Here is a 25,214-nt window from a genome sequence, read left to right as displayed (position 1 = left end):
AGACCCTAGGGTCCCCATCTACCAGATATGTATAAATAAAATTAGAAAATGCTTGTTTAAAGTATTAATTATTGCTCCATCCTCCACCTAATGAACGATACAGGTCAACAACAGCAGAAAGCTCCGCTTTCTTTACCTGAGCCAGTTCGAGCTCACTTTGCAAGATATTGCTTTGTGCTGTAATTACTTCCAAGTAAGTGGCCATTCCTGTTTCAAATAAAAGATTGGCGTGCTTCGTTGCTTCCTTTAGACGCGTCGTTCTATCCGAAGTAATCTTTTGTTTTTCCTTCAATTTTTGAATTGAAATTAAAGCATCGGAAACTTCTCCAGCTGCTGAGATTACTTTTTGCTTGAAGATCAATACGTTCTTTTCTTGTTCGACACGCGCCAGTTCATATTGAGTTTTCAATTCCTTCCGCTGTAAAATTGGCTGCGTAATACTTCCTGTAATTGCCCCAAATAATGAAGCCGGTAAGTTGAACCAATTGCTTGCCTTGAATGCATTTACTCCTGCTTCGGCGCTAATAAGCAAGGAAGGGTACATGCGTGCCTTTGCGTATTGTTGATAAGCTTGTGAGGCTGTAATAGCCAGTTCAGCTTGTTTTACATCCGGACGATGACTTAACAAATCGGCTGGGACGCCAGTTGCTAATTCTTCGGGGAATTGAATATTCGACAATTTCTCCGCTATTTTAATTTCCTGCGGGAGTTTTCCGCTAAGAATCTGAATGGCATTTTCCTGAATACGGATCTGTTGTTCAAAGTCGGGGATCAAGGCAGCTGCAGACAACCGCTGCGCATCGACCTGCTCCAATGCAAGCAGCGTAATGTCACCAACTTCATATTGTTGCTGGACAATACGTAAAGTTGTATCGCTTAATTCCAAGTTTTGTTTGGCGATATCACGCAATTGATAAAGCATCAGTAGTTGATAATAACCTTGTGCAACTTGTGCAATTAATTGGGTTTGAATTACTTTTTTCGCTTCTTCTGTCTGTAAATAGGAAGCTAAAGCAGCGATATTTTGATTTTTGATTTTACCCCATATGTCGGCCTCCCAGGATAAACCTAAGGATGCCGTATAATCTTCTACATGGTGTTGACCTAAAAACTGCCCCAGGCTCAATCCATTCATACTGTTATTGGATGGGTTGGTGCTATTTCCGCGGATCTGCAGTTGGGCCGTGGGAAGATAGTTGGCTTTTGCTTGTTTCAGGCTCAGTTGAGACGCTTCTATATTTTTTAGTGCCAGTTGCATATCTAAGTTATGTTGTATAGCACTATCGATCAAGGTTTGTAAGACTTGATCCTTAAAAAAATCGCGCCATGGAATAGAACCTATGCTAGTTTCCTGCGAAGCTTTGGCCTGGTCGCGGTACTGTTCGGGCAAGTTGGGGGCAAGGTGTTGATTGCTGACCAACTTATCTGTTTTGCAAGACCATGCAACAAAAGATAAGATGAAAACCGTCAGTAATTTTGATTTACTATTGATATATTTAAATGCTGTCATGATGTACTAATTGTTTGTATGCACGGGTATTTCTAATGAAACGACATCGCTTTCATGCTGTTTTTGCCGTGGAGCACCTCCGATTTTCTCTTGGATAAATTGGAAGAAAATAAAGAGAATAGGGATAATAAAGAGCCCTAAAACTACTCCAGTAAACATCCCTCCCGCAGCGGCAATACTGATTGAGTGATTTCCTTGCGCTGATGGACCTACTGCTGTCATCATTGGAATCATACCAACGATAAAAGCTAAAGAAGTCATAATAATAGGTCTCAAACGTAATCTCGATGCTTTAAGTGCGGCACTAGGAATTGATAGTCCCTGTTTGCGCCCTTGGATGGCAAATTCTACGATCAGAATGGCATTTTTGGCCAATAATCCAATCAACATAACGAGTGCGACTTGTACATAGATGTTGTTGGCAATATCAGTGAAGCTAATTGCTGCAAAGACCCCAAATATACCTGTAGGAATAGAGAGAATAACCGCCAATGGAATGATATAGCTTTCATATTGTGCTGCAAGCAGAAAGTAAACGAATATCAAACAGAGAATAAAAATCAATGTGGATTGGCCTCCTGAGACAATTTCTTCTTTCGTCATACCTGAGAACTCATAAGTAAATCCAGTCGGCAATTGTTGTTTTGCAACTTCTTCAACTGCACGGATAGCATCTCCAGAACTATATCCTGGTTTTGGTATCGCATTTATTCCAATCGAATTGAATAAGTTGTAACGAGATGCTGTTTCCGGTCCATATACACGCTCTAATTTGACCAATGTATTGATGGGAACCATGTCTCCCAATCTGTTCTTTACAAAAATTCCGTCCATTGAAGTTGGTTCACTTCTATCCTTGGCATCAGCTTGGACCATCACACGATAATACTTTCCAAAACGATTAAAATCTGAGGCTTGGGCACTACCAAAATAGGCTTGCATAGTCTGTAAGATGCTTTTTGTACTTACGCCAAGTTGTTCTGCTTTGATATCATCTACCTGGAGTTCATATTGTGGATAATCCGCTCTAAAGGTTGTGAAAGCCATCATAATTTCTGGACGTTTCATCAATTCGCCAATAAACTTTTGGCCTATGCCACTGAATTTTCCAAGTTGTCCACCGGTCCGGTCCTGCAGTACCATATCCAAACCATCCACATTACTGAATCCTGGTACAGTAGGGAAGGTAAAGACAAAGAAATTTGCGCCTTTGATATTTGCCAAGCGCTGATTGACATCAGCCATAATAGCATTGATGTCTTTTATCTTACCACGTTCTTCATGTGGTTTAAGGAGGATAAATGCAACACCTGCTGATGGACTTGTAGATTGTGTCAAAATATTGAAACCAGCAAGTACATTTAAAGTTTTGGTAAAATCAGCATGTTGAAGTTGCTTCTCTGCTTCGGCTAATGCTCCAGATGTACGATCCAAAGAAGCACCTGCTGGCATAGATAAGGATACAGCAATGAATCCTTGGTCTTCTGATGGGATAAATCCAGTAGGTGTTTTACGGATCATAAATACAGTCAAAAGTAGGGTAATTCCCAATCCTGCAAATGCAACCCACTTATAACGGATCAAAAAGCGTAAACTACCTAAATAATTCTTCGTCAACCGATCAAATCCAACATTGAATCCAGCAAAGAAACGTTCCTTGAAATTAAGGCTTTTAGCGTCAGAATGACCATCATGATTCGTTGGTTTTAAGAAGAGCGCACATAACGCAGGGCTTAGTGTCAAGGCATTGATTGCTGAAATAACGATTGCAATCGCCAGGGTGAAAGCAAATTGTCTATAAAACACTCCGGTAGAGCCTTCCATAAAGCCGATCGGAAGGAATACGGCAGACATCACCAATGTAATCGAGATGATGGCGCCTGTAATTTCACTCATGGCAGATGTCGTTGCCAATTTAGGTGGGAGGTTCTCATGCTCCATCTTGGCATGAACAGCCTCCACGACCACAATCGCGTCATCGACGACAATACCAATGGCTAGCACCAGAGCAAACAAAGTCAGTAGGTTGATTGAAAAGCCGAAGAGCTGCATGAAGAAAAATGTTCCCACGATGGCTACCGGAACCGCAATCGCTGGTATTAATGTCGATCTAAAATCCTGAAGGAATAGAAAGACAACTAAAAATACCAATATAAATGCTTCAACGAGCGTATGTTTTACTTGGTCAATGGATTGATCAAGTGCATCTTTTGTATTGTATAGAACGAGATATTTGACACCTTTCGGAAAGCTTAAAGAGGCTTTCTCCATGAATTTTTGAATGGCAATCTGAATTTCATTTGCATTCGAACCTGCAAGCTGCATGACCCCAATATTCAATCCTGCTTTGCCGTTGATGCGCGTATGACTCGCATAGGTATAAGATCCCAGTTCGACACGAGCGACGTCTTTAAGTTTTAGTACAGAACCGTCTGTGTTGGAGCGGATAATAATATTTTCGTAGTCACTTGGCTGGTTGAGTTTACCTTTATATTTGATTACAAATTCAAAAGCTTCACGGCTGCTCTCTCCGAATTTACCCGGAGCAGCTTCGACGTTTTTATCTTGGATGGCGGCCATTACTTCCTCAGGTGTTAATTTATAGGTCGCCATTTGATTTGGATTGAGCCATACGCGCATGGAGTAGTCTTTACTACCACCAAATGCCAATGCTTGTCCTACGCCGGGTATCCGTTTCAGTTCAGGAATAATATTGATCTGCGCATAATTGGTAATAAAAGTCTGATCGTATTTACTCTGATCTTCCGTGTAAAGGTCCAATACCATGATCAAGCTGTTTTGCTGCTTTGCGGTGGTGATCCCGGCTTGTACAACTTCAGCAGGCAATTGGCTGGTTGCCTGAGCCACACGATTTTGGACGTTTACAGCAGCTTGGTCAGGGTCTGTACCAAGTTTAAAATATACCGTAATCATTAACGAACCGTCGTTGCTGGCGGTAGAGCTCATGTAGCTCATATTTTCAACACCATTAATTGACTCTTCAAGTGAGGGAGCTACGGCACGGAGCACCGTTTCGGCATTTGCCCCGGGATATAATGCCGTTACTTGCACCGCGGGCGGTGCAATATCGGGAAACTGCTGCAAAGGCAGTTTTAGGATACCAATCACCCCCAATATGACAAGTAATATGGAGATAACGGTAGCAAGTACAGGTCTTTCTATAAATTTCTTAAGCATGTGATTTTCTAATATTATAATGAATTGATGCTATCTCTTGATAAGGCTTGTGGTGTAATTTTCTGCCCATCCTGAAGCAAGTCAATGCCTTTGTAGACAATTCGATCTCCCGCATTCAATCCTTTACTTACAAGGTAATTTGCACCACTTTTTCCAATGACAGTAATAGGTTGTTGAACAACTTTATTTGCTTTACCAACGGTATAAACGAAGATTTTATCCTGCATTTCAAGGGTAGCAAGTTGTGGTACCAATAATGCTTGTTCATACTTCTTCTGTAGTCTTACACGCCCCGTATTTCCGTTGCGTAAAACTCCCTCCGGATTGTTGAACGTTGCACGAAGTGTAATCGCACCAGTATTTTTATCAAACTGGCCATCCACCATATCTATTTTTCCTTTTTGATCATAGATTGTCTGATCCGAAAGAACTAAGCTGATCGGAGGGAGGTTGTGAAGCTTTTGTTGTAAATTACTACCTTCTGTATTGTTTTTGAATGCGATAAAGTCATTTTCTCCCAGTGAGAAATAAACATGAAGATCTCTTACATTTGACAATGCGGTAAGTGGTTGGGGGTCTGTAGGACCAACCAAACTCCCTTGCTTGCGCTGTAATCTACCGATGTATCCTTCGGCAGAAGCCCGTATTAGCGTATATCCGACATTGATTTTTGCAGTTTCAACGGCCGATAGTGCCAACTGTACGTTTGCTTTAGCGGCATTACGTGCGCTAATAGCTGTTTTTAGCTGGAAGTCGGTCAGTACTTTGGTATTCACCAGCTTTGTTTTCTTTTCGACTTCTAACTCCGCATTTTCCAGACTAGCTTTTGCTGCCAGTAAATTTGCCTTCGCTTGGTTTAACTGTTCCTGATAGGGGCGGTCGTTGATCTTGAAAAGTGCTTGACCTTTCGTTACTTTGGCTCCTTCATCGACATAGATATTTTCCAAAATTCCCTCTATCTGAGGTCTGATCTCAATATTGGCGGAAGCTTCAATAGTCGCTGGATACTCCTGGTAAACTGTCTCGTTACCGTTCTCGATGGTAACGACTGGGAGGTTAACTGGTGGTGGATCAATGGGTTTACTAGTTCCGGTTGAGCAACTGTATAGAAAGATTGCACTCAACACATATGCAGTCTTTACGATATTAATTCGTTTAACACTGTTAAGTGTTGAGACGTAAATCTTTTTAAGACTTGGTGATAAATTTGTTTTCATGTGATATTAAAAATTGAAGTTTTGGTGTATTTAACGGTGTTAGATTTCTTAACGTTGTATTTTTTCCTATAAAAAAATTTAGTCAGTTAGCGAGCGCGTGATGCCATAAATAGCATCTTTTAAGACCTCTTGATTGGTTGTGTCACCATTTCCCTGATTCACCAGATTGATCGAGACCAGTCCATGTATGATCGACCAATAGGTGAAATACTTTCTACAGATCAATTCTTCGGATGGATTTTTCTCTTTCATGATTTCTCGGATGACATCGCTAATAAGTTTTCCGTGAGACTCTGCACATTTATATGTTTTTTCAAAACCACAACAGGCAGTTCCTACTCCAAACATCAATTGGTACAATTCGCGTTCTTCAAACGCAAAATCCCAATAGCTAAACCACATTGCTTCTAATTGCTTCTCGAGATCGGTTTCAGTTGATTTAGCTTTTTTAACTTTATTAGCTAGTAAGAGATAGCCTTGGCTGGCGAGCTCCATTAAAATAGCATCTTTATTGGCGAAGTACTCATATATCATGGGGGCAGTATACTCAATGATATCTGCAATTTTGCGCATACTCAAGGCCTGCCATCCTTCTTCTTTGACGATTTGGAGCGCAGCATCTAGAATATTAGTTCTATTCTCATCTTTGAGCCGTTGTATGCGTTCTTTGCTACCCATGCTAATGCGTAAATAATTTAACAGTGTTAGGCAAAAATGATACTTTTAATTTTATTTATTGACATCTAAAAGTCATTAAATAAAAATACATCGACACGTACGCTCAACATCCTCATTTTAGGAGTTTTTAGACAAACAGAACTACATCTCCTGAGGAGATGTTCATTTGAAAGCGTTGCTATCCAATTGGTATACGCACACTGTCGCCACCGTTTGGATGCTAGATGCAGAAATCTTTCGAACTAACCGCGATAAGTCTCTTTGAAATAGCTGCATTTTCTAAAAAAGGAACTGAAATTTTTTGATTCTTTGCTTTAAAAGGTGAACTTTATCACAATTAGACATCGAGGCCACCAACATTCTGTCTATATCGACTGTTGATTTCTCGGAGACCCGACATAGATAAAATGAGAAGAATCTTTACATTAATTGCCTGCTGCTGTATTTTTAGTTCACAAGCGCAGCGTATAGACAGTATGACCACCGTGATCGCACCTGAATATGACCGTGTGGGCTTATTGCATCGATTTTGGCTTGGAGATAGTTACCGTAAATTATATAATACTCCTGTTAGGATGCGTGTGATGGATCTCGGCACAGAGCGGGGCGGGCTTCATATTGTTAAGTTGGGTGGTGGTATGCAGACCCAGTCACTTCGACTGGTAGATTCTATGGGTAGAGAGTGGGTGCTCAGGTCTATCCAAAAATATCCTGAACGCAGTCTGCCAGAAAGCCTCCGAAAGACATTTGCAAAAGATATTGTACAAGATCAGATTTCGATACATCACCCATTTGGAGCATTGACTGTACCGCCATTTAATAAAGCATTGAGTATTCCTTCAGCTTCGCCGGAACTTGTTTTTGTAGGGGACGACCCCAGATTAGGCGATTATCGCGAAGTCTTTAAAAATAGGGCTTATATGTTTGAGGCGCGTGCGCCTTTTGAGGATAAAAAGACAGATAATACTGCAAAAGTCATGCGTAAGCTCTTAGAAGATAATGATACGCAAATTGATCAAAAGCTTACGTTACGCGCCCGGATGCTCGACTTTACGCTTGGTGACTGGGATCGTCATCAAGATAATTGGCGTTGGGATCCCGAAAAGGAAAAAGGTAAAAAGATCTATACTCCCGTCCCAAGGGATCGGGATAAGGTATATTATAAAACTTCGGGTGTATTTCCCACATTACTTTCCTATCAATGGTTGAAGGCTCATTTGCAACCCTTTAGTCCACATATCCGAAATGTGCCCCATTGGAATTTTAATGCGAGTACTTTTGATCATTTTTTTCTCACTCATCTTACAGAGGACGAATGGATTGACGAAATACAGTTTGTTCAGAAAACACTGACGGATTCGTTGATTCATCAAGCGATGTTAACGATGCCTGATACAATTGTGAAAATGAGTGCGAATGAATTGGAAACAAATATTCGTTCAAGAAGGGACGAGCTGATGGAAAGCGGACTGACCTACTATCGATTTCTGGCGCGTGTCGTTGAACTACCATTGTCCGCGGAATCTGAATTTGTGGATGTCGATTACAATAAGGATGGCTCGGTCACTGTCAATATTCACAACAAGAAAAAAGATGGAACCGAAGGGCGAAAATTATTAAAGCGTACTTTTTTACCTGATCAGACTAAAGAAGTCCGTATATATGGCATATCTGGCGCTGACGAATATAAGTTACATGGATCAGGGAAATCCCCTATAAAGATCCGGCTAATTGGCGGGGAAGGACAGAATCTTTACCGTACAACGGATAAATTTGCCAATGGCAGCAAAGTTTATATCTATGATAGTAAAAATCAGGTGCCGGGTGCTATGCAGGTTGATGATGCTATTCATCTGAAGTTGAGCAAAGACAGCGCTGTCCATAAGTTTGACTATGAAAATTTTATCTATGATCGTAAAGGGGTCGTTTTTAACCTAGATTATGGGGTTGATCGTGGACTTATTTTTGGACTGGGGTATATGATCGAGAATCAGGGCTTCAGAAAGAAGCCTTATGCCTATCGGCATCAGTTTCTTGGCAGTTATTTGACCGGTCGCGAATCATTTATGTTTGATTACAAAGGGAATTACAAAGATCTCATTGCAGGGCATGATCTTTATATTCATCTTTCGTCCCTTGGTCCCAAAAACCTGAGTAATTTCTTTGGATATGGAAACAATACTATTTTTGATAAATCGGATTCAAAGCGCATTTCATATTATCGAAATCGATTTGACCTTGTGAGCGGTGACATTTTTCTGGAAAAGCACCTAGCGCCTGAATTCAAGGTGTTCTATGGATCTTCTTCCGAATATTATACGAGTAAAGAATCGAATAATGTTGGACGTTATTTTGAGGAATTCCATCAAAAATATCCATCGGAACCTATTTATGGAAGTAATTTCTTCACTGGGCTTACTGGCGGGATAGATTATGATACACGCGATAATATGGCCAATCCTAAATCTGGAGTACATGTACATACCAGGCTGGGCTGGAATGCTGAAATTGTATGGGGGGTCCGTAACTATACAAAATTGCAGCATTCCATGAGTTTTTATAAAACGGTTGCCGATAACTATATTACTTTCGCAAACCGTCTAGGATTTGATGCGGTATGGGGAGATCCCTATTTTTATCAGCATGCGCAAATTGGTGGTGAAATGAGCTTAAGAGGGTATAATTCTCGACGGTTCACTGGGAAAACAGCGCTATATAATAATTTTGACATGCGATTAAAATTATTTAGCTACTCTTCTTATATCGTTCCTGGAACAGTCGGGGCAATTGGTTTTTATGATATTGGGAGGGTTTGGATGAGTCATGAAAATTCCAATGACTGGCATATGGGCTACGGCGGTGGAATTTATTTTATGCCTGGAGACCTGCTCACGATTCAGGGGGTACTCGGTTTTAGTAAAGAAGCAACCTTGCCTTATCTTCGCGTTGGACTTTCTTTTTAAAGGCCTAAAATGAAGTTTTTTTAAGTGTGAAATGAAATGAAATCGGAGATCAAAAAAAAATTAGATAAGAATTTTTCGGAGCGTAGGCTAAGAAATAGCAGCATTGATTTATCTGTGCTAAAACACTATAAGAGTTACGCAAAAACTTTTGCCGACATTCATAATGGTATAGCCGTACTGAGTGACCTTACAGCGAACTGGAGTTATACCTATATCGGAACAATTGCAGAGCGACTTTATCTTCCTGCAGGTGAAAAGAAAATGGAGATAAATGGAATTTGGGAAGATTTTCTTCTCGAACGTGTTTACCCCGATGATTTGGCCATCAAGCATGCTTTGGAACTTCAATTTCTCGACTTAGTCAAAAAAATGGATCTGGAGGAGCGATTCAATTATCAAGCAAACAGCATCCTGCGGGTCGAAGGGCGAGAGGGGCAAATCATGCAGCTGTCCCATCAAATTTTTTACTTGGACACCCCGGGACCGGAATTTCCACAGTTGGCTTTATGCTGTTATACCCTATTACCAGAAACTGAAACATCAGTCAATCTCCGAAATTATATTCTCAATCAGGTAACAGGCGTAGTCCATCAACTGGATGGTTATGGTGCGAAAACTTCGATTAGCACACGAGAGAAGGAAATTTTAAGCTGTATTAAGAAAGGAATGATTAGCAAGCGAATTGCCGAAAAACTAGGACTAAGTGTAAATACAGTAAATCGTCATCGCCAAAATATACTCCAAAAGCTTCGCGTCCGAAATTCATATGAAGCAGTAAGTGTGTTTAATACGATGCAGCAGGATGATACTGAACAGATTTAAGATAACGCCCGTCTATGCGGCTGTATTAGGCGGGCGTCGGTGTTTTTAGTTTGAATTATTCTCTTTTAGCCATTTGCTTCGACGTTGATCTGCAAGGTGTGTGATCGTAAAATGATCAAATTTCGCCTGAAAGCCATTGCCATCAGGTGAAGCTGCCATTAGACCGACCATAACAGGGTGATTATCCTGTAGCCAGGCATTTCTCATCATGATATACTCCTTGTCATCAAAAGAATAGAAAAATTCAACAGCATCTAATCGACGTATCGCTTTGATCCAGATGTAGGGGATTTCCTTATCGATCGGAACAATGCTCCAATCACTTGTTTTATGCGTAACGACCGTACTTAAATTGTATTTTCCGTCAACAAATTCGATTCCTGCTTTTATATAATTCTCCTGATCAATGCGCAACATGAGACCTGCTTGGTCAAAGCGGGTTTGGTAATTAGCCGAGATCTTTGCCTTGACTTCAAACTCACCCCCGCGTAGCGTATAGAAAAAGGGCGCGTCATCTACTGTAAATCCATAATGAGAGATACGCCAATAATCGCTTTTAGGCGTAACGAACATCGACAGCGAATTGTCTTTGATGTTCCATTCTGTCGGTTCGTTAAACCAAAGCATCTTATCCAATTTTTGTGCGCTGGCCTGTATCGTAAGCAATGGAAATAATGAAGCTGCTAAAAATGTCTTTATCGTTTTCATGTTTTGTTTTTTGATGATATTCATTTTCATCAGCAAAGATATTTAAGCCTAGCACAGGTTTTCAATACTGATATATAACCATGATCCCAGTAATTCATCCGATTGTAATTTATTTGCAATTTAATAGCATTTAATGTTTTTGCTACATAGTTGCAATAGTGAAAAGTGCTATCTTCGTTTAGTTGACTTTTAATCCATTTTTGAACCAGGTAGGTTAGGCAAAGATAGATTTGCCATATCTGGTGGAGTAAACATGTACTTTACGATGTTAATACCATTGATACAGAGAACTCGGCCCATATGGATTACTGGAAATTAGAGCGGTAGAAGAGAATTATCGTTCCTAATTTATTTTGTGTCAGAAGAGGATTAATATTTAATAATGTATATATGAAAGATGATAGAAGCTATGAGGTAATTATTGTTGGGGGAAGTTATGCCGGACTTTCTGCAGCGATGGCATTAGGACGTTCCTTGCGGAATGTGCTGATTATCGATAGTGGGTTGCCTTGTAATCGACAGACGCCGCACTCCCACAATTTCATCACCCATGATGGTGAAAAGCCGCTGAGTATAGCGAAAAAAGCAAGGGAAGAAGTTCTGAACTACCCGAGTGTCAAGTTTCAGAAAGGGCTTGCTGTGAGCGGCACGAAGACAGCTACAGGGTATGAAATAAACATCGAAAATGGAGACGTCTTTCAGGCTAAAAAGCTCATTTTTTCAACTGGTGTGGAAGATATTATGCCCAGTATACAAGGATTTTCAGCCTGTTGGGGAATTTCGGTTATCCATTGCCCATATTGTCACGGTTATGAATTTCGAAAAGGAAAAACTGCTATTATGGCCAATGGTGAAAGAGCTCTTCACCTTGCAGGTTTGGTTCACAATCTGTCATCCGACTTAACGCTATTGACTTTTGGTAAGGCTAGTTTTGATGTTAAGCAGAAAGCAAAACTGAAGTTACACGGTATTTCGATCATTGAAGAAGAAATAATTAAAATCCAGCACAAGAATGGATGGGTTCAGCAGGTGCAATTAAAAGACGGTCGTGAACTTCCCTTCGATGCTGTTTATGCTGCCATTCCTTTTAGGCAACATTCGGCTATTCCTGCCGCCCTAGGTTGTGAAATAACGGAACAGGGACATATCAAAATAGATAATTTTCAAAAAACTTCACTTGAAGGAGTTTTTGCCTGTGGAGATAATTCTAGTATGATGCGTTCGGTGGCAAATGCTGTTGCTACAGGAAACCTAGCTGGAGCAATGGTTAATAAAGAACTTGTCGACGAAGTTTTTTAGCACCCATACTAACCTTTTTCCTCGCGCTAGTGGTACCTTTTTACAGTTTATTGGCGCGTCCTTATCCTAATATGGTTACTGAAAAATCTAGTTATAAAAAAGATGAAACCACTACCGGTTTCATCTTTTTACATTGGTTTAGAGATACCTCCCCATAGCGAACAGCTGTTTCTCGATAGCTATTGCTTAACCTATAACGAGAATAGGACTTTTTGTTACAATGGTTTTATTTTTAAGTTTCTAAACGATACGCCTCTGGACCAATCCTGTAGTGCCAATTTACCACTAATATGTTTACCAAACTCTGGATAATCTTTGAAATTACTATGTTTTACCAAATCTTTCCATTTAGCGGAATTAAAATCCATTTCAGCAGTGATTTTACCATTCAGGTAGAACTTTACCTTTCCGTCTTTCTGAATAATACTCGATTCATTCCAATCATCCTGTGCTTTAATATTGACAAAGTTCTGCTGCGGTAGAAATGTATAAAGACAGCCGGAACGCTTTAGCGGCTTATCAAAATCAGGATGAGAATCTGCTAACAATTGATATTCTGGTCCTGAATGGTAGGTCGCATTGATATCCGGTCTTTCCTGTACATTGACAAAAACGCCACTATTTCCCTCTTTTTCCAGCTTCCATTCAAACTTAAACTCATAATTTTTATACTCTTTGTCCGATACCAAGTCATATTTTTGGCTTTCACTGTTTGGATTGCAGTAAATAGTCCCATTTTTAACGACCCAGGCTGTAGGCGCATTTTTGCTATTATTGTAGGTATGCCAATTGTTGAGCGTGTTACCATCAAATAGAAGTTGCCAGCCGTTACTTTGCTCTTCTTCTGTCAATGTATTGGGACTGCTTTTTTCATTTTGACAGGAGAGTAAAATACAGCCTAGAAAGACCCATAAGGTGATTTTTTTGAAAAGGTTTAAGTTTATCATTGTTTTTATTTGTATAAGTGTCTCGTTAATACGTTTTCCCAACTAATATGTATTTCCTAAAATAATTTTTAATGTGAACTTTTGGAGACGATTTCATATTCCTTTGCAAATTTGTTACATAGTGCTTCTGCTAATACTTAACTCGAGGTTCACCTATTCTCCCGTTCATTCATGAATTTTTAAAATGTGCTGGCCCATCATATTAAAAGATAAATCGGCTCAAGCCGTCTATACTTTTTTGGTCACCTTTCAAGCATAGATGACAAGGTACACATTATAATGATTTTATCACATTTTCAGCATAGTCATTCTCATTTTGATAAAATAACCTTATCAAAATGATAGGATTCTCCAATTCTATTTTGTGACTTATTTTTTTATATCATCTGATTCATAATGTTTTATGATGTTTTATGGCATGGTGGAACGCTGTTTGGCTTATTGGGACAAATGAATGTAAATATGAAAACAGGACGGAAAAGAAAAGTATGTGGCAAGAGTCCTCCGCGGGAGACGATCGGTAAAGCTGCTGGTATGTAATTGAGTTTAACAAAATGAAATCGCGATTCACTAATAAAATTTAACAATGGTAATAACAATCATACTCGTCTTAACTGGAATTTTGTTCTTCTGGTTATTCTATAAAATGGTCGATTTTTTCGGCAAAATATGAAAGAAATAATATGAAAGAGAAGCAAGAAAATAAAGGCAGAAGTTCCGCACATAATTTATCGGGAGACCGTATAGCGAAGATCATAGTAGTGGTGTTGATTATTGCAATGATTTTTCAACTCTATATCGGTTAGATTTTGAAGTATAGTTTTACGCACAACATGAAAAAATTAAATCAATACGGTGCAGGTTTGTATATGGCGCTCCATTATAAGGAAATCCGATCAGAGATTAGTTTCCTATTACGGAAGCACAATTTTGCAGGAGCCCTACAGGCCGTTATTAATCACCTTCGGAGCTTAATTATATTGCAAAATACGGACAAAATTTGCCAGCATATTCATTTCCTCGGAATGATTTATGGACGAGGAAACCATTACGTCAAATACATTCTGGAAAATCTCTTTGTAAGATCTTTAGGAGGTCTTCGGCGCATCAGTTCGGTCAATGCATGGGCGGTAATCGAAGCTCAGCTGCCAACACCATTTTTAGAGGTCCTTAAAGGACAACAAATTCATAATCTATTAATATCAAAGTAAATGACAGCTTTATTTATTGTAGCACTACTGGTTTTTGCATATATCTGTTATGTACTTCTAAAGCCAGAAAAATTTTAATAATAAGATTACTCATTCTCTATCGTCGACGATGAAATCCCGCTCTCAGTCAGTTCTTTTCGTGTTACATAGCGAAAATAAGAGCTTGAGGTTAGATGACGATCGGTCATGATACACTTTTTATACAAATCAACTAAAGAAATGAATACAGAGATTCTTGGAATCATAGTGATGTTCACCGTAACATTACTACTCGGACTTCCCCTTGGGAAATATATAGCTAAGGTATATGGCAATGAAAAAACCTGGTTAGATCCATTGTTTCAACCATTGGAACGTTTTTTTTATCGGGTGACAGGAATTAATCCTAGCCTCCAGATGACTTGGAAACAGCACCTCGTTGCTCTTTTGACAATTAATCTACTGTGGTTCCTGTTGAGCATGGCTATCCTGATGAATATGGCACATTTGCCTTTAAATCCAGATGGGAATCCCGGAATGACTGCTGATTTGGCCTTTAATACCAGTATCTCTTTTTTGGTCAACTGTAATCTCCAGCACTATTCCGGTGAATCAGGAGTGAGCTATCTAGGACAAATTTGGCTCATGTTTCTTCAATTCGTGACCGCAGGCGTGGGAATGGCTGCAGCAGTGGTTATTTTCAAAGCTTTTAGGGATAAGACAACAACACAATTGGGCAATTTTTACGATTTCTTTGTGAAGTCTTGCACCCGGATTTTACTGCCTATCTCTGTCTTGGTTGCTGCCATCTTCGTATTCCAAGGCATGCCGATGACTTTCGAAGGTAAGAACAGCATGATTACTGTCGCTGGAGATACCGTACAGGTAAGCCGAGGACCGGTAGCTGCCTTTGTCCCAATTAAACATCTTGGTACAAATGGAGGTGGTTTTTTCGGTGCGAACAGTGCGCATCCATTTGAAAATCCCAATTATTTGACCAATATGGTGGAAATGATTGCCCAGTTTATTATCCCGATGGCGATGATATTTGCATTCGGCTTTTTTATTCGCAAGCGTAAATTTTCATGGATGATGTTTGGTGTGATGACCATTGGGTTTATCATCCTGACAATACCAAATATAAAAATGGAGATGGCTGGAAATCCAGCGATCGCGCAGATGGGTATTGACACGTCTATGGGCGCCATGGAGGGAAAGGAAATACGTATTGGTGCAGCGGCATCGGGGTTTTGGAGTATTGTTACAACGATGATTTCGACGGGTTCTGTCAATTCTATGCATGATAGTTACATGCCCTTATCTGGTATGAACGAACTTCTAGCGATGATGGTGAATGCTTTTTATGGCGGTGTAGGCGCGGGGATACTCAATTTCTTCATTTTTATTATACTCGCCGTTTTCATTAGTGGCTTGATGGTGGGGCGCACACCAGAGTTTATGGGTAAGAAAGTTGAAGCGCGGGAAATGAAAATCGCTATGATTGTTGCTCTTGCCCATCCTTTTCTAATCCTTGTCGGTACAGCACTTGCGACAGCGTTTCCAGCCCAAGGTGCTTCTACATTGAATAACCCTGGATTCCATGGTTTTAGTGAAATATTGTACGAATATACTTCATCCGCAGCTAACAATGGTAGTGGATTTGAAGGTCTTGGAGATAGTACAATTTGGTGGAACATTTCGACAGGCATCGTATTGTTACTCGGCCGCTTCATACCGATTATAGGGCCAATTGCTATTGCGGGATTATTGGCTGAGAAAAAATTTATACCTGAAGGGGAGGGAACGCTAAAAACAGATACAAGTACATTCGGTTTAATGGTATTCGCTGTGATCGCGATTATTGCAGCACTCTCTTTCTTCCCTGCCTTGGCATTGGGTCCAATTGCGGAATATTTTTCCATGTAGTACTTAAAATTAAAGAATTCTAAAAATGAGCAATCAACAAACATTGTTTCAGAAAGAACTTGTACAACAGGCGTTAAAGCAATCTTTCGTGAAGCTAAATCCTAAAATAATGTTCCGTAATCCAGTGATGTTTACCGTGGAAATCGGGACGCTGATTATGGCCGTCGTTTGTCTTTGGATAATGACTGGGGAAAAATCACAAGGTACACTTGGTTATAATTTTACGGTATTTCTTATTCTATTTTTAACCTTATTGTTTGGAAATTTTGCTGAGGCAATTGCCGAAGCCCGCGGTAAGGCGCAAGCAGATAGTCTTCGGAAAACTCGAGAGGAAACTCCGGCAACCCTGCGCGATGGTCGGGTGGTTTCATCCGCTCAATTGAAAAAAAATGATGTTTTTGTTTGTCAGGCTGGTGATGTAATTCCATTGGATGGGGAGATTATTGAGGGGTTGGCGACAATAGATGAGAGTGCAATTACCGGAGAATCAGCACCGGTGATCCGCGAGGCTGGAGGTGATAAAAGTTCAGTTACCGGTGGTACCAAGGTTTTGTCCGATCGAATTGTTGTGCAGGTGACGACAGAACCGGGGGAGAGCTTTTTGGATAAGATGATCGCATTGGTCGAAGGGGCAAGCCGCCAAAAAACACCTAATGAGATTGCCTTAACCATCCTTTTGGCAGGTTTTACACTTGTATTTATTATCGTAACGGTGACCTTAAAACCATTTGCAGATTATGCCAATGTTGGTATCACCATTGCTTCGTTTATTTCACTTTTTGTCTGTCTGATTCCAACAACAATAGGTGGTCTTTTATCGGCAATTGGTATCGCGGGAATGGATCGTGCACTTCGTGCAAATGTTATAACAAAAAGTGGCAAGGCAGTTGAAACGGCGGGTGACATTGATGTCTTGTTGCTTGATAAAACTGGAACCATTACGATCGGAAATCGTAAGGCGACAAATTTTTACCCCGCCGATGGTGTCCTGAAGGAAGCGCTGGTACGTGCATCAACATTGAGCTCCATGGCCGATGAAACACCAGAAGGGAAATCAATTGTCGAATTGGCTGGTGTCAACCCATCGAGCTATAAGGTCGAAAACCCGGCATTCATTAAGTTTACCGCCGAAACCCGTAGTTCGGGAATAGACTTTGAACAGACACGTATTCGTAAAGGTGCAACAGATGCTATTCGAAATATCATTGTAAAGGCTGGAAATCTATTTCCTCAGGAAATAGAGGAACGCGTAAAGCTTATCTCTCAAAATGGGGGAACGCCATTGGTCGTAGCCGAGAATGAACAAGTACTCGGTGTCATAGAATTGCAGGATGTGATAAAACCCGGGATTCATGAACGCTTTGAACGATTGCGAAAAATGGGTATAAAGACTGTTATGGTGACAGGAGACAATCCGTTAACGGCCAAATATATTGCCGAAAAAGCGGGAGTGGATGATTTCATCGCCGAAGCGAAACCCGAAGACAAGATGAACTATATCAAAAAAGAACAGCTTGACGGGCGATTGGTCGCCATGATGGGGGATGGTACAAACGATGCCCCGGCACTTGCACAAGCCGATGTTGGTGTAGCGATGAACAGCGGTACACAAGCTGCAAAAGAGGCCGGAAATATGGTCGATCTCGACAATGATCCAACCAAATTGATTGAGGTTGTGGAGATAGGTAAACAATTGTTGATGACCAGAGGTACGCTAACGACGTTTAGTATTGCAAACGATGTCGCTAAATATTTTGCTATCATTCCGGCCTTGTTTATTGCAGCAATACCCGAACTTCAAGGTTTAAACATTATGCAGCTCAGTAGTCCACAAAGTGCCATACTATCAGCTGTCATCTTTAACGCAATTATTATCCCATTACTGATTCCGTTGGCATTGAAAGGAGTCGCATACAAACCTATAGGTGCAAGCGCACTGTTACGGAGAAATCTGCTCGTTTTTGGACTTGGTGGAGTACTCGTTCCATTTATTGGTATCAAGGTCATAGACCTACTGGTTTCCCTATTTATCTAATACATTTTTAATAATAAAAGCAAAGATGAAAACACATATATATCCGGCAATAAAGATTACAATTGTTTTATTGCTCCTGCTCTCAGTGGTATATCCAGCCCTCGTATGGGCAATAGCGCAAATAGCACCTAATCATGGAAAAGGGGAAATGCTAGCGTACAACGGGCAAAAGTATTACAGAAATATTGGACAGGCCTTTACGCGTGATGATTACTTCTGGTCGCGTCCTTCCGCTGTTGGTTATAATGCAGCAGGATCGGGAGGAAGTAACAAAGGGCCCTCTAATGGGGAATATCTTTCGGAAGTTAGGGTCCGTATTGATACGTTCTTAGTCCACAATCCCACCGTAAAACGCGAACAGGTGCCGGTAGACATTGTTACAGCCAGTGGGAGTGGTTTGGATCCAGATATCTCCATCGAGGCAGCAAAAATACAAATTGATCGTGTTGCGAAAGCGAGAGGTATATCGGTAAATAGCCTACAGTCTCTTGTTGATGCCCACGTTCAGACGCCTTTATGGAATATGTTTGGACCTCGCAAAATCAATGTCCTTGAACTAAATATTGCTTTGGACGAGATGGCTGAAAAATAAAATTGACCTGAAGGGTCATCGATATACATTTTATAAGAACAATTTACATGAAAAAACTAGCGATGTTGGTCTGTTTACTCGCAGGGGCAACACAATTATTTGCACAGCAAGATACGACTCAAAACACCCAATTGTCTATCAGTGGTTACCTTGAAGCATATTACCTTCGGGACTTTAACAATCCACTTGGAAATACACGCCCAGGCTTTGTATATAGTCACAATAGGACGAATGAAGTAAACATAAACTTGGCATTTTTAAAAGCTACATACGAAACAATAAATACCCGTGCAAATCTTGCTTTAGGTGTCGGTACATATATGAATGCGAACTACAGTGCGGAACCCGGTGTCTTAAAAAATATTTACGAAGCGAATGCCGGCGTTCGTATCTCGAAAAAACATAATTTATGGATCGATGCTGGCATATTTTCTTCCCATTTGGGCTTTGAAAGCGCTATAGGAAAGGATAATTGGACTGTAACAAGGAGTATTTTTGCGGATAATTCACCTTATTTTGAAACCGGAGCAAAAATATCCTATACATCCGCATCGGGAAAACTATTTTTAAGTGGGCTTATTTTAAACGGATGGCAGCGGATTCAACGGGTGGACGGTAGCAGTTTACCAGCATTTGGCCATCAATTGGTCTATAAACCGACAGCTAAATGGACCATCAATAGTGGTTCTTTTATAGGCAGTGATAAAGCGGATAGCGTCAGACAGATGCGCTATTTTCATAACCTTTATGCAATTTATCAAATGAACGAAAAGCTGGGAATCACATTCGGATTTGATATTGGAGCTGAACAAAAAGCAAAAGGTAGTTCGAAGTACAATGTATGGTACACCCCAGTGTTAATTGCACGATACGCGACGACCGAAAAATTTAGCTTAACAGCAAGAGGAGAATATTACAACGATAAGCATGGTGTGATCGTTTCTACGACTACAGAGCAAGGTTTTCAAACGTTTGGCTATTCTTTAAATGCAGATTATGCCATTCTTCCCAATGTTCTTTGGCGTACGGAACTACGTAATCTCACAAATAAAGATGCTATTTTCCTTGATCGGACAAATAAGTTGGTGAAAAATAGTGTGACGGCTGTAACAGCACTTATCGTTAGTTTTTAAAAACAATTGTTCCTGCCGTGTGTTGGATCGGCAGGAACCTTCTGAAATGAAAGGCAATAAAAATGGAAGAGAGGAAAAGCGCTGAACACTTTTTGGACCTTATTCGGAAATCGAGAAGAGGTCGCTTCAAACTTTATATCGGTATGAGTGCAGGGGTTGGAAAAACATACCGCATGTTACAGGATGCACATACCCTTTTACAGGGAGGAATCGATGTTCGTATTGGCTATATTGAGACACATAATCGGAAGGAAACACATCAATTGCTCGACGGTCTACCCCTTATCGCCCGACGCCATCTTTTTTACAAAGGCAAACAGTTGGAGGAACTGGACCTTTATGCTGTCTTGAATTCACATCCCGAGGTTGTCATTATCGATGAGCTGGCACATACCAATATTGAAGGCAGTAAAAATACCAAAAGATGGCAGGATGTTATGGAGATTCTTGAAGCGGGGATTAATGTAATCAGCGCTGTTAATATCCAGCATATTGAGAGTTTAAATGAGGAGGTCAAAGCGATTACAGGCGTTGAAGTGCAAGAACGTGTTCCCGACAGTGTTATTGATTCCGCAGATGAAGTCGTTAACATTGACCTTACTGCAGAAGAGCTTATCATTCGCCTAAAAGAGGGTAAGATCTATGACGCGTCAAAAATTCAGGCAGCGCTTCAAAACTTCTTTAAAAGCGAACATATATTACAATTGCGTGAAATGGCGTTGAAAGAAGTTGCCTCCCAGGTTCAACGCAAAGTAGAGATTGAAGTTCAACCCCAACGATGGGTGCGAAAGGAGCGTTTCCTTGCTTGTATAAGTTCTAATGAAATAAAAGCAAAAAACGTCATCCGAAAAACAGCACGCTTAGCAGGATATTACAATAGCAGTTGGTTTTTGCTCTATGTACAGTTGCCAAAAGAGCGCGGAGACCGGATAGCTTTAAATAAACAACGGCACCTGATCAATAACTTCAAACTGGCGACAGAACTTGGTGGAGAAATTATCAAAGTAGAAAGTCATAGTGTGGCAAAAGAGATCATCGCTTTGTGCGAGCTCCGCAAGATCACCACAGTTTGCATTGGAAAACCACGATTATCTCTTTTAAGGATATTACTTGCTAAGGATACATTTAGCAAACTGCTGGCACAACTGTCGACCGAAGACATCGACCTGATTATATTGTCTTAATAATAAAGACAAATTGTGAATAAGATGAAAATAAAAACGAAACTTACCTTTGGTGTAGGATCACTTTTTCTCATGATCTTTCTACTTGCCGCACTAAGTGGTTGGTATGTAAACCGGTTAAAAAAGGATACCGCAAATATACTGACAGCGAACTACAATACGCTGCTGTACGCCAAGAATATGTTATTGGCATTGGAGGAAATTTCTGTTGAAAAAGCTGCTTTTAATAATTTCCAGATTAATCTTGACAAACAACGGAAAAATGTTACCGAAGTCGGAGAGCAGCAAACAACAAACGCAATTGCCAAACATTTTTTAAAACTGAAAGATAAGCCCTTAGATGTTACTATTGTCTCGTCTATCAGAAAGGATATTGCCTTGTTAATGGAGCAAAATATGACGGCAATTTCTCGGAAGAGTATTGTTGCGGATCGCACTGCCGAACATGCAATTTTGGTCATTTCATTTGCCGGGGCACTCTGTTTTATCATTGCTTTTATATTGCTGGTCAATTTGCCGTCCAATATAGCTGACCCCATTGCGAAATTGACAGCGAGTATTGGACAGATTGCAGGACAGAACTACAAAGAGCGTATTCAGGTACAGAGCGGAGGTGAGTTTGCGGAACTCGTCGCTTCATTTAATTCCATGGCAGAGAAATTGGAAGAATATGCTGAAAGTAAACTTGAAAAAATTTTAAAGGAAAAAAGACGAATAGAGTCCCTTGTTGATCATATGCATGATCCGGTGATAGGCTTCGACGAAGAGCGACGTGTTATTTTTGTCAACGAGGAAGCACTTCGCATCACAAATCTACATAAAGATCAACTTCTCGGAAGATCTGCTTTAGCGGTTTCAGATGAAAATGATCTTGCTAAGGATATTTTTAAAGATCTTTTTCTTCCTGTAGAAAAACGTGAAAAAAATGCTGTTAAAATTTATGCAGACGATAGAGAAAGCTATTTTGAAAAAGATGTTATTGATATCAATGTTTTGCCCACAGGTGAACTTGAACCAAAGTTTATCGGGCAGGTGGTTATCCTAAAGAATATTACGCCATTTAAGGAACTTGATCTTGCAAAAACAAACTTCATCGGTACCGTATCGCATGAATTCAAAACGCCTATTGCGGCGATTCAAATGGGGGTCCAATTGTTGGAAAACGAGCAAATAGGGCATCTGAATGCCGAGCAGCTTACGTTGTTAAATGGAATAAAAGATGATTCTAACCGCTTGCTTCAAATAACCGGTGAACTGTTAAATATGACGCAGGTCGAAAGTGGTTCTATTCAAATTAACTTACATACGACAGAAATACAGCCAATTATTGAATATGCTATCATGGCAAATCAATTTGCTGCGAATCAAAAAAATATCCACTTTGTTATCGAGGTAGACCCCAATGTGAAAGCTATATTTGCTGACAATGAGAAAACTGCCTGGGTTCTTACAAATTTTCTTTCCAATGCGATACGTTACTCCCATGAAGATTCGGTTATTCGTATAGCGGTGGAAAACAGCGAACTTAAAACAAAGTTTATCGTTACCGACAGTGGGCAAGGGATCGAGCCGAAATATTTGGATAAAATATTTGCGCGTTACTTCCGTGTGCCAGGGTCCAAAAAGGGTGGAACAGGACTTGGTTTAAGTATTAGTAAGGAGTTTATAGAAGCGCAAGGTGGCGAAATTGGTGTTGAAAGTGATTATGGCGCAGGAAGTTCTTTCTATTTTTCATTGCGTACTGCTATTCCCGATAATTAATACATACTAATCGGATCTGTTCCCATAGTGTATTATGACAACACGACAAAGCTGGATCAGTGGAAAACAATTTTTGAGATCATAAGTGACGCTGGCAAGCCACTTATAATCTCAAAAATGGATTAATGGTTAACTAAAGCCATAGCACCTTCACTGTATCGTGCTCCAATATTAGGGTATTTGAGAAGTATTTCATCTATTTTTTTTAAATCATCATGCGATAATTGTACATCAAGGGCACCAACATTTTCCTCCAGGTATCTTCTTTTTTTAGTTCCTGGAATAGGAATGATGTCATTTCCTTGTGCCAGCACCCAGGCTAAAGCGAGTTGTATTGGACTACAGTTTTTATCTTTTGCCAGTAGGGAGAAGTCGGCGACTAAATGTGCATTGTTCAATGCATGTTCACCTTGATTTCGAGGTAAGGTTCTTCTAAAGTCGTCCGAAGCAAGATCTTCTAAATTTAAAGAATTGAAAATAATCCACGCGCTAGAGGCGCATAAGGAATTAAACTTATCCCCAACTGCCTTATTGTGTGTAAGATTTCTTTTTCTACATCACGTGTAAGGAGCGAATATTCGCTCTGTAAAGCAGCTATAGGGTGTACGGCATTTGCTTTAATGATTGATGCGGGCGATGCTTCGCTTAAACCCAAATACCTCACTTTTCCTTCTTTAACCAATTCTGCCATAGTGCCTACGGTCTCTTCGATAGTAATATTGGGATCTACGCGGTGCGCATAATAAAGATCTATGGTGTCGATTCTAAGGCGTTTTAAACTTTTTTCTACCGCTAATTTTATCCATTCGGGCGAGCCATCGAAATAAGTGTTTGCCGTATCACTTGGACCAGCTATTTCATCTTTAAAGCGAAACCCAAATTTTGTTGCAATAAAAACTTTGTCACGGTTGGGAACAAGCACTTTTGAAATAAGTTTCTCATTTGCACCGTTGCCGTACATATCCGCGGTATCCCAAAAATTAATGCCGAGGTCCAATGCTCTTTCCAATGTTGCAATGCTCTCTTTTTCGTCCGTAGGTCCGTAAGCAAAGCTCATTCCCATACAACCTAATCCAATCGCAGAGAGTTTTTCATTTGTTGTTCCAAGATTTCTATATTTCATAATGATTACATTTTGTTCAATACAAAAGTACATAAGGAACAAACGAAGCGAGTTAAGACAATCAAACAGATTGTTATACAATTCAAACAGTACTGCTTCGGACTTGGTTTGGAGACATCCCGGTTTGCTTTTTGAAGAAATTGGTAAAATAGGATGGATATTCAAATCCTAGGCTGTAGGCAATATCCGATATATTCCAATTGGTATGCAGCAACAAAGCTTTGGCTTCTTGGGCCACACGGTTTGCAATATGTGTACTGGTGGTTTTGCCTGTGGCTTCTTTTACCGACCTGTTGAGGTAATTGATATGAACCGAAAGCGCATGCGCATAATCTGCAGAGCTTTTCAATTGCAGGCTAAGTTGAAGGGTATTGATTGGAAATTGTCTTTCTAACAGCTCAAGAAATAATACCGATACCCTAGTCGATGCATTGGTATAAGATCCAAAACTCGCTGCGGGACTCGATTTCATCGTTTCATGAATTAGAAGATGTAGATAACTTCGCAACATATCATCTTTATGGATATAGCTCGAGTTCATTTCAACCATCATCTTTTGCAAGATTGTAGAAATTTCTGCTAATTGTGTTGTTTATTCAGTGTAGACTGAATAAACAATGAACAAGCACTGACTAAAAATTGATTTAAAACTGTTATGAGATACAATTTGGTATCAATGTATTTCGGTTTTATTCTTGATGTCTATGACCTACTTTAGTAAATACGGAAATTATACAGTCTACTTGTATTTAATTGGCTAAAATATTTAAAATCAACAATTGTCATGTTGTTTTCAGATATTTATTATTAAGCTACAAATATCGCCAAGTTTTGACCTAATATGGGTTCCGGATTTAAGGGGTGAATAATTATGTGCAGATTTACGGTGATCAATGAAAACATGGGATATGTTTTCACGATTTTACAG

At 40.0% G+C, this 25,214-nt stretch carries 22 protein-coding genes; 13 read left to right on the top strand and 9 right to left on the bottom strand.

The annotated features are described in order from the left end of the window. Positions 1-64 precede the first annotated feature (64 nt). The 4 genes from VXM68_RS19155 to VXM68_RS19140 all read right to left on the bottom strand — a co-directional run bounded on the left by VXM68_RS19155 (position 65) and on the right by VXM68_RS19140 (position 6,603). A complete protein-coding gene (locus VXM68_RS19155) occupies positions 65-1,510 on the bottom strand; it encodes an efflux transporter outer membrane subunit (protein WP_367209723.1) in 1,446 nt (481 codons plus the stop codon). A gap of 6 nt (positions 1,511-1,516) precedes the next feature. Continuing rightward, entirely contained in the window at positions 1,517-4,708 is a 3,192-nt protein-coding gene (locus VXM68_RS19150) for an efflux RND transporter permease subunit (protein WP_367209722.1), read from the bottom strand. 14 nt (positions 4,709-4,722) lie between these two features. Next, the gene (locus VXM68_RS19145) at positions 4,723-5,925 is read right to left on the bottom strand and encodes an efflux RND transporter periplasmic adaptor subunit (RefSeq protein WP_294182506.1); all 1,203 of its coding nucleotides are present in this window, start codon (positions 5,923-5,925) and stop codon (positions 4,723-4,725) included. A gap of 78 nt (positions 5,926-6,003) precedes the next feature. Beyond that, positions 6,004-6,603, bottom strand: coding sequence for a TetR/AcrR family transcriptional regulator (locus tag VXM68_RS19140; RefSeq protein WP_367209721.1), 600 nt, complete (start codon positions 6,601-6,603; stop codon positions 6,004-6,006). 407 nt (positions 6,604-7,010) lie between these two features. Between VXM68_RS19140 and VXM68_RS19135 the strand changes: the two genes are divergently transcribed. Further along, complete coding sequence (locus VXM68_RS19135; RefSeq protein WP_367209720.1) at positions 7,011-9,566, top strand: BamA/TamA family outer membrane protein; 2,556 nt, start codon at positions 7,011-7,013, stop codon at positions 9,564-9,566. A 36-nt stretch (positions 9,567-9,602) separates the two neighbouring features. After that, positions 9,603-10,388 (top strand): helix-turn-helix transcriptional regulator, encoded by a 786-nt coding sequence (locus tag VXM68_RS19130; protein ID WP_294182502.1) that lies wholly within the window; start codon positions 9,603-9,605, stop codon positions 10,386-10,388. A gap of 45 nt (positions 10,389-10,433) precedes the next feature. Here the strand turns inward: VXM68_RS19130 and VXM68_RS19125 are convergent, their stop codons facing one another. Further along, positions 10,434-11,096: a DUF1349 domain-containing protein gene (locus VXM68_RS19125; protein WP_294182500.1), complete on the bottom strand. Its 663-nt coding sequence runs from the start codon at positions 11,094-11,096 to the stop codon at positions 10,434-10,436. Positions 11,097-11,486: 390 nt separating this feature from the next. Here VXM68_RS19125 and VXM68_RS19120 point away from each other — a divergent pair, with 390 nt between their 5' ends. Then, positions 11,487-12,395, top strand: coding sequence for an NAD(P)/FAD-dependent oxidoreductase (locus tag VXM68_RS19120; RefSeq protein WP_367209719.1), 909 nt, complete (start codon positions 11,487-11,489; stop codon positions 12,393-12,395). Positions 12,396-12,610: 215 nt separating this feature from the next. Here the strand turns inward: VXM68_RS19120 and VXM68_RS19115 are convergent, their stop codons facing one another. After that, positions 12,611-13,342 (bottom strand): DUF1080 domain-containing protein, encoded by a 732-nt coding sequence (locus tag VXM68_RS19115; protein WP_293954997.1) that lies wholly within the window; start codon positions 13,340-13,342, stop codon positions 12,611-12,613. Between the two features lie 396 nt (positions 13,343-13,738). Between VXM68_RS19115 and VXM68_RS19110 the strand changes: the two genes are divergently transcribed. From VXM68_RS19110 to VXM68_RS19065, 10 genes are all read left to right on the top strand, one after another. Continuing rightward, entirely contained in the window at positions 13,739-13,882 is a 144-nt protein-coding gene (locus tag VXM68_RS19110) for a hypothetical protein (protein ID WP_294347146.1), read from the top strand. A 143-nt stretch (positions 13,883-14,025) separates the two neighbouring features. Then, positions 14,026-14,148, top strand: coding sequence for a hypothetical protein (locus VXM68_RS19105; protein WP_257786997.1), 123 nt, complete (start codon positions 14,026-14,028; stop codon positions 14,146-14,148). 27 nt (positions 14,149-14,175) lie between these two features. Then, positions 14,176-14,553 carry a hypothetical protein gene (locus tag VXM68_RS19100; protein WP_367209718.1) on the top strand — a complete coding sequence of 126 codons (378 nt, stop codon included), beginning with the start codon at positions 14,176-14,178 and terminating at the stop codon, positions 14,551-14,553. Next, positions 14,554-14,631 carry a potassium-transporting ATPase subunit F gene (locus VXM68_RS19095; protein WP_075994865.1) on the top strand — a complete coding sequence of 26 codons (78 nt, stop codon included), beginning with the start codon at positions 14,554-14,556 and terminating at the stop codon, positions 14,629-14,631. It abuts the gene before it with no gap. Between the two features lie 141 nt (positions 14,632-14,772). Next, a complete protein-coding gene (gene kdpA / locus VXM68_RS19090; protein ID WP_367209717.1) occupies positions 14,773-16,458 on the top strand; it encodes a potassium-transporting ATPase subunit KdpA in 1,686 nt (561 codons plus the stop codon). Positions 16,459-16,483: 25 nt separating this feature from the next. Beyond that, the gene (gene kdpB, locus VXM68_RS19085; RefSeq protein WP_367209716.1) at positions 16,484-18,493 is read left to right on the top strand and encodes a potassium-transporting ATPase subunit KdpB; all 2,010 of its coding nucleotides are present in this window, start codon (positions 16,484-16,486) and stop codon (positions 18,491-18,493) included. Positions 18,494-18,518: 25 nt separating this feature from the next. Then, entirely contained in the window at positions 18,519-19,085 is a 567-nt protein-coding gene (locus VXM68_RS19080; protein ID WP_367209715.1) for a K(+)-transporting ATPase subunit C, read from the top strand. Positions 19,086-19,132: 47 nt separating this feature from the next. Then, a complete protein-coding gene (locus VXM68_RS19075) occupies positions 19,133-20,218 on the top strand; it encodes a porin (protein WP_367209714.1) in 1,086 nt (361 codons plus the stop codon). A 62-nt stretch (positions 20,219-20,280) separates the two neighbouring features. After that, positions 20,281-21,402, top strand: coding sequence for a sensor protein KdpD (locus VXM68_RS19070; protein WP_367209713.1), 1,122 nt, complete (start codon positions 20,281-20,283; stop codon positions 21,400-21,402). Between the two features lie 24 nt (positions 21,403-21,426). After that, positions 21,427-23,163 (top strand): ATP-binding protein, encoded by a 1,737-nt coding sequence (locus VXM68_RS19065; RefSeq protein ID WP_294182488.1) that lies wholly within the window; start codon positions 21,427-21,429, stop codon positions 23,161-23,163. A gap of 122 nt (positions 23,164-23,285) precedes the next feature. Here the strand turns inward: VXM68_RS19065 and VXM68_RS19060 are convergent, their stop codons facing one another. The 3 genes from VXM68_RS19060 to VXM68_RS19050 form a co-directional block, all read right to left on the bottom strand. Beyond that, positions 23,286-23,561, bottom strand: a complete 276-nt coding sequence (locus VXM68_RS19060) for an aldo/keto reductase (protein ID WP_294182486.1) — start codon at positions 23,559-23,561, stop codon at positions 23,286-23,288. A gap of 65 nt (positions 23,562-23,626) precedes the next feature. Then, positions 23,627-24,286: an aldo/keto reductase gene (locus tag VXM68_RS19055; protein ID WP_367209712.1), complete on the bottom strand. Its 660-nt coding sequence runs from the start codon at positions 24,284-24,286 to the stop codon at positions 23,627-23,629. 82 nt (positions 24,287-24,368) lie between these two features. Next, positions 24,369-24,839 (bottom strand): helix-turn-helix domain-containing protein, encoded by a 471-nt coding sequence (locus VXM68_RS19050; protein ID WP_367209711.1) that lies wholly within the window; start codon positions 24,837-24,839, stop codon positions 24,369-24,371. Positions 24,840-25,214: the final 375 nt, after the last annotated feature.

The sequence above is a fragment of the Sphingobacterium sp. R2 genome (genome assembly GCF_040760075.1).
In the GTDB taxonomy this organism is placed as follows: Bacteria; Bacteroidota; Bacteroidia; order Sphingobacteriales; family Sphingobacteriaceae; genus Sphingobacterium.
Note: the sequence above shows the minus strand (reverse complement) of the source record. Positions and strands in the feature narration are given on the sequence as shown.